The organism is Cellulomonas sp. P5_C6, assembly GCF_054049635.1.
Genome location: NZ_JBFULZ010000383.1, coordinates 1 through 828, shown reverse-complemented (window position 1 = coordinate 828; position 828 = coordinate 1). Strand labels below are relative to the sequence as shown.

Below are 828 nucleotides of genomic sequence, written 5' to 3'. Positions count from 1 at the left end.
GGCGTCGCTCGGCGCGCTCGACGCGATCCCCGGCCCGGACCGGCTCGCCGACGCGTGGGCGGAGCCACCACCCCCGGGTCTCGTCGCGGCGCTCGGCATCGGCGCGGGCGGCCGCACCGTCGCCGTGGACCTCGTCGCGGACGGGCCGCACGTGCTGGTCGCGGGGACCACCGGCGCCGGCAAGTCCGAGCTGCTCACCACGCTCGTCCTGAGCCTCGCGCTGACGCACCCGCCGGACCGCCTGGCGATCCTGCTGGTCGACTTCAAGGGCGGCACAGGGCTCGGGCCGGTGGCAGGGCTGCCGCACGTCCTGGAGCACGTGACCGACCTCGACGCGGCGCACGCCCGACGGATCCTGGCCGCGCTGCGCGCCGAGCTCCGCCGACGAGAGACCCTGCTCGCCGCAGCCGGGGTCCGGGACCTGCTCGAGCTCGACCCCGCGGACCCCGGCACGCCGCCTCGGCTGCTCGTCGTGGTGGACGAGCTCCGGGCGCTGACCGAGGACCTCCCCGATTCCTCCGCCGCGCTGACCCGCATCGCCGCCCAGGGCCGCGCGCTCGGCATCCACCTCGTCCTGGCCACGCAGCGGCCCGCGGGCGCGGTCGGCGCCGACCTGCGCGCGAACGTCGCCGTCCGGGTCGCCCTGCGCGTCACCGACCCCGCGGACTCCACGGACGTCCTCGACGCGCCCGACGCCGCGCTGATCGACCCGGCGACGCCCGGGCGCGCGTGGTTGCGCCGCGGGTCACGGTCGCTGGAGCCCGTGCAGATCGCCCGGGCGGTGATGACGACCCCAGCCCCGGTGCTCAGGGTGGCGCGACCGTGGGT

1 protein-coding gene is annotated in these 828 nt (G+C 78.0%); it reads left to right on the top strand.

Annotated features, from left to right (window positions below; translation table 11 throughout):
* Window positions 1–828 (top strand): FtsK/SpoIIIE domain-containing protein (locus tag ACXJKG_RS21295; RefSeq protein WP_456847707.1); only part of this gene is annotated, 828 nt, incomplete at both ends.